This window comes from Longimonas sp. (assembly GCF_046498435.1).
GTDB lineage: Bacteria > Bacteroidota > Rhodothermia > Rhodothermales > Salinibacteraceae > Longimonas.
The window spans coordinates 1-4595 of record NZ_JAWOAR010000055.1 but is presented as its reverse complement, the minus strand read 5'-3'; the positions used below and the strand labels follow the sequence as shown (position 1 = coordinate 4595).

The window sequence follows — 4595 nt, the reverse complement described above, 5'->3', positions numbered from 1 at the left end:
GGGCATCGCCGACTCGGTAATAGACGCGGTTGGCATCCTTGCGCGTGGCAAGGATGCCCTTGTCCCGGAGGATGCCCAGATGCTGGGAGATGTTGCTCTGCGAGGGGCGGTATCCACCGATGCGGGAAGTCAAGACGTGATCATGGGACATGGCGTGGAAGGAGCGTCCTTCTACATCGTTTCGACGTCACAGTGTTTTTTCGTTGCCCTACTTAAGATCACAGGCATTGCGTTGCAGCACGGCTACTGCATCGGCGTGGGGGCGCTGATCATGTCGGGGAGGTCGTCCGAGTCGTCGGGGCGGCGGATGCAAGCCGCAATCAGGTTCTTTTTGGAGAAGTCGCCGCCGGTGAGCCAGCGCAGCGTACCCTCGCGACCCAGCAGGTCGTCTTGGATGGCGGGAAGCGGCTGTTGCTCGCGGTAGTACCGGCGCTGCACCTGTCCGCAGAGCGCTTCGAGATAGCGCGCTTTTTGCTGAAGCGCCGCGGCCCCCGCCTCGACCACGCCTTGATGTCCGCAGAACAGCACATCCGCCGGGAGTTGGGCCATGGCGTGCAGCGATTCGGCCAGCGCATGCACATCCTCATCAAAACGGAGGTACTCGATGCGCGGCGCCAGAAACAGGTCGGCGGTGAAGAGCCAGCGGTGCTCGGGCACATGCAGGCACACCATGTCGTCGGCGTGGCCGGGGGCAGCATGGGCGTGTAGCGTGGCGCCGGGGCCGAGCGGAAGCGTCTCGGGGAGCGGCTCGGCTTCGATTTCGGGCGGCGTGCCCCACACCACGCGGCGATACCACTCCATGGCAAATCCCTCGCGGAGCCGCTCCAGGCTCTCTTCGGGCGCATACACCGGCACATCCAACAGGTCCTGAATGCGTGCGGCGTTGCCCGCGTGGTCCTCGTGGTGATGCGTGCACACTACGCGCTCAATGCCATGCGTCTCGTGCTCTGCTTCCACGAAGCGGCGGACGTGTTTCCACTGGTTCGGCGGCCCGGTGTCGATAAGCGTACGTCCCGCACGGTAGCAGATGCTGCGCGTAGACGGGCCTATGGGCCAGCGCCCTACACGGAGGCCGTGCACAGAGTCATGCGAAATGCGGGTACTGCTCATAGCTGTCAAGTTGTAGGAGAAACAATGGGTTATGCGGGCGGAAGTATGCCTCCGATACGGGTAGTGGGATGCGCAGATTCATCGCAGCAAAAGCCGTTCCACCGCCTGTGCCAGTGCATCTGCCGACCCGCCGGAAGCGCGCGGCCCGGAAAGCTGTTCGCGCTGTTTGGGCTGGCACGCATGGATGATGGCCTCTGCCAGAGCCCCCGGATTTTCAGGGGGCACCACGAACCCGCTGCGTCCGGTCTCGACCATTTCGGGGAGTCCGCCGACAGCCGTCACGATGACAGGCCGGTTCGCGTGGGCTGCAATCTGCACCACCCCGCTCTGTGTGGCGTGGCGGTACGGCTGCACAACCAAATCGGCGGCGGCAAAGTAATCAGCGACCTGGTCCTCGGGGATGTAGTGGTCGTCCCACCGCACGCGGTTGGGAGCGGGTAGCGCCTCAATCTGGGTGCGGTACGGCGTCGGGTCGTCGTACGCCTCGCCTGCAATGCACAGAAACGCATCGGGCAGCACCTGTTGCACCGTGGGCCAGGCGTCGAGCAGCACATCGAGTCCTTTGTAGCGGCGCACGAACCCGAAGAAGAGCACGAGCGGTCCTTCGGCGGGCAGATCCAGGCGGTTCCGAGCGGCAGCCCGATCGGGAGAGTCCCCGAAGCGGGTGTACACGGGGTGGTCGATCTGTTCGGTGGGAAGCGCAGGGGCCAGCACGCGGACATCGGCGGCTACCGACTTTGAGAGCGCTACGGCGCCGCTTAGCTGATGCAGGAAGAGGCGACTTAGCTGCGTATCCCCCCAGTGCCGTTCGTGGGGCCGTGCGTTGTGGATGATCCCGACAACGGGGCGACCGGCCCGACGCATCTGCCAGGCGATGTACGCGAAGGGCGGTGCCATAAAAGGCATCCAGTACTGCACGACAGCCCCAGCGGCCTGCTGCTGCATCCACCGTGCCGTGCGGTGCCAGGTGAGCGGGTTGAGTGTGTCAATGCGCCGGTCGGGTCGCGGGAGGTCGGCGGGCGGCGGGGTGCCAGGCTCCACCGTCTGTGTGCGTCCGGGGAAGAGCCACGCCGGGTACTGCCGCTGGAATGTGCAAAGCACAGGCGGATGCCCAGCGTTGCGCATAGCGCGGGCTGTGAGTTCCGTGAAGTGCGCAATGCCCCCCCGATACGGATGCGCAGGTCCAACATGCGCCAGCGGGGCCGACCGATCTAACACAGAAGAGGCAGTCATGCAAGCACAGGAGGAAGTCAATACGCAACGAGACCCAACTGATGGGCTTTAGCTGATAACCGTAACATTATTTGTACAATAGCCGATATGCGCGGAAACGGATAACCATGCTGTGCGTGCCGTGAACGAGTCGTTGTTCGTCTTGTCTTCCCACAGGTTCTTTTGTGTTCTATGCGTACTGTCATTTTACATAGTGTACTGGTGATTCTGGGTGCTGCACTTTTAGGGTGTGGCGATGTATCTTCTGGAGATTCGGCAGCCGATAACGAGGAGTCCGCTTCCGAAGGCCAGCAGGGAGAGGTCGTTGTGGATCTCGTAGAGAGCGAGGAACTCGACTTTCAGGTGGTGCAACTGGCGGATAATCTGGAAAATCCGTGGGGCATCGCGTTCTTGCCTGGGGGCGACATGCTCGTGACCGAGCGGCCTGGACGCATGAATCGCGTAGCACCTGATGGCAGCGTGACGTCCTTAAGCGGCGTACCCGAGGTGCATGCCGAGAACCAGGGCGGTCTTCTTGATGTGGTGCTGCATCCGGACTACGAGAATACGGGGTGGATCTACTTCACGTATTCCAACCCACAAGGCGATGAGCTTACGTCTACCACCGTGGCTCGCGCTCAGCTTGAAGACGATACCCTGACCGATGTGGAGACGCTCTACGTGCAGGACCCGCCTAAGGAGCCCGGACGCCACTACGGCTCGCGCATTGTCTTTATGGAAGACGGCACCTTCCTCGCCAGCATCGGCGACCGCGGGCTCCGCGATCCGGCCCAAGACACCGAAGACGATGCCGGCGTGCTGCTGCGTCTGAACGAGGACGGCAGCATCCCCAGCGATAATCCGTTTGTGGATGATGACGCAGTCAACGATGCGCACTACAGCTACGGACACCGCAACCAGCAAGGGATTGTGCGCCACCCTGAATCGGGCATTATCTGGGCGCATGAGCACGGTCCGCGCGGCGGCGATGAGCTGAACCTGATTGAAGCAGGCAACAACTACGGCTGGCCCGAAGCCACCTATGGACGCGAGTACCGCGAGGACGAACCCGTGGGCATCGATCCCGATGAGACGGATGAGTTCGTGGAGCCGGTGATCCAGTGGACGCCTTCAATTGCCCCTTCAGGCATGGCCGCGTACGATGGCGATGCGTTTCCGGAGTGGCAGGGCAACCTGTTTGTAGGCGCGCTGGCGTACCAGCAGATCCGCCGCGTGGTGGTTGATGGCGACGAGGTGACGGATCAGGAAGAGCTCTTGGCCGACGAGCTTGGGCGCATCCGCGATGTGCGCACCGGTCCCGACGGTTTCATCTATCTGCTCACCGACGATGCCAACGGCGGTATCTTTCGGATGGAGCCGGTTGAATAGGTAAGTAGTAGGGGCACGGCGAGGCGTGCCCCTACACCATGCAACCCAAGTTGCGGGGTATAACGCCAACACTCCACATTCTGTCATTCTGAGGAGCGAAGCGAGGGTCGTAGGTCATTCCTGTTGTGCGAAGGGGCCGATAGGTCATCCCTTGCGGGAATCTCTCCCACTGCGAGCCGAACAGGTGCAAGAAGGAGATTTTTCTACCGACAGCGTACGTGTTTAGCGACGTGTAGTCTGAGAACGGGTTGTGCTATAGGTTCAGCAGTCGCACAGCCCGCCCAACGCCCGTCATCCAGATCCTGAATCGAGTTCAGGACAGGCAAGGCGCCCCTGGCGCCGCTGATCCGGGATCCATTCGCCGTTTGAGGGCGAACTCACTCCGCTAACGTATCCCTCCATTGGGGCATGGATCCCAGATCGTCGCTCCGCTCCGTCTGGGATGACGGTGTGGGCGCATAAACAAGCATTTCTGCATGTTCAACAGCGATTATATGTATAGCACAACGCATTCTGAGAGAGGTGCGTTACTACCCACACATTGACCTCTGACACACCACTACTCTACGAACGCCATGCCATCGGGGCCTGTGCCCAACGGCAGGGTATCGGAAACGGCTTGCGCCTCCAGATCGATGACGGTTACGCTCCCACCGTTCATGTTGCCCACGAAGGCTTCGGTGCCGTCGGGTGTAATCTGGATCCCTACGGGCGCTTCGCCAGTCGGCACGCGAGCAACCACTTCACGCGTGTCCGTGTCAACAATGGCGACTTCGTTCGCACGAGCACATGACACCAGTGCGGTATTGCCGTCGGGGGTCATGTAGATGCGCAGCGGAAAGCCCTCGACCGTAAACGAATCGACGACTTCGAGTGTCTCGGGG

Annotated in this window: 4 protein-coding genes and 1 pseudogene; 1 reads left to right on the top strand and 4 read right to left on the bottom strand. The window is 61.7% G+C overall.

Annotated features, from left to right (window positions below; all coding sequences use genetic code 11):
- From R6U20_RS02205 to R6U20_RS02195, 3 genes and pseudogenes are all read right to left on the bottom strand, one after another.
- Positions 1–103 (bottom strand): annotated as a pseudogene (locus tag R6U20_RS02205) (ArsR family transcriptional regulator); the annotation flags it as partial.
- A gap of 140 nt (positions 104–243) precedes the next feature.
- Entirely contained in the window at positions 244–1110 is an 867-nt protein-coding gene (locus R6U20_RS02200; protein ID WP_410336237.1) for an MBL fold metallo-hydrolase, read from the bottom strand.
- Between the two features lie 78 nt (positions 1111–1188).
- A complete protein-coding gene (locus tag R6U20_RS02195; RefSeq protein WP_410336236.1) occupies positions 1189–2343 on the bottom strand; it encodes a glycosyltransferase in 1155 nt (384 codons plus the stop codon).
- Positions 2344–2514: 171 nt separating this feature from the next.
- Here R6U20_RS02195 and R6U20_RS02190 point away from each other — a divergent pair, with 171 nt between their 5' ends.
- Positions 2515–3711: a PQQ-dependent sugar dehydrogenase gene (locus R6U20_RS02190; RefSeq protein WP_410336235.1), complete on the top strand. Its 1197-nt coding sequence runs from the start codon at positions 2515–2517 to the stop codon at positions 3709–3711.
- A gap of 559 nt (positions 3712–4270) precedes the next feature.
- Here the strand turns inward: R6U20_RS02190 and R6U20_RS02185 are convergent.
- Positions 4271–4595: YncE family protein (locus R6U20_RS02185; protein WP_410336234.1), on the bottom strand; the 325-nt coding region annotated here is incomplete at its 5' end.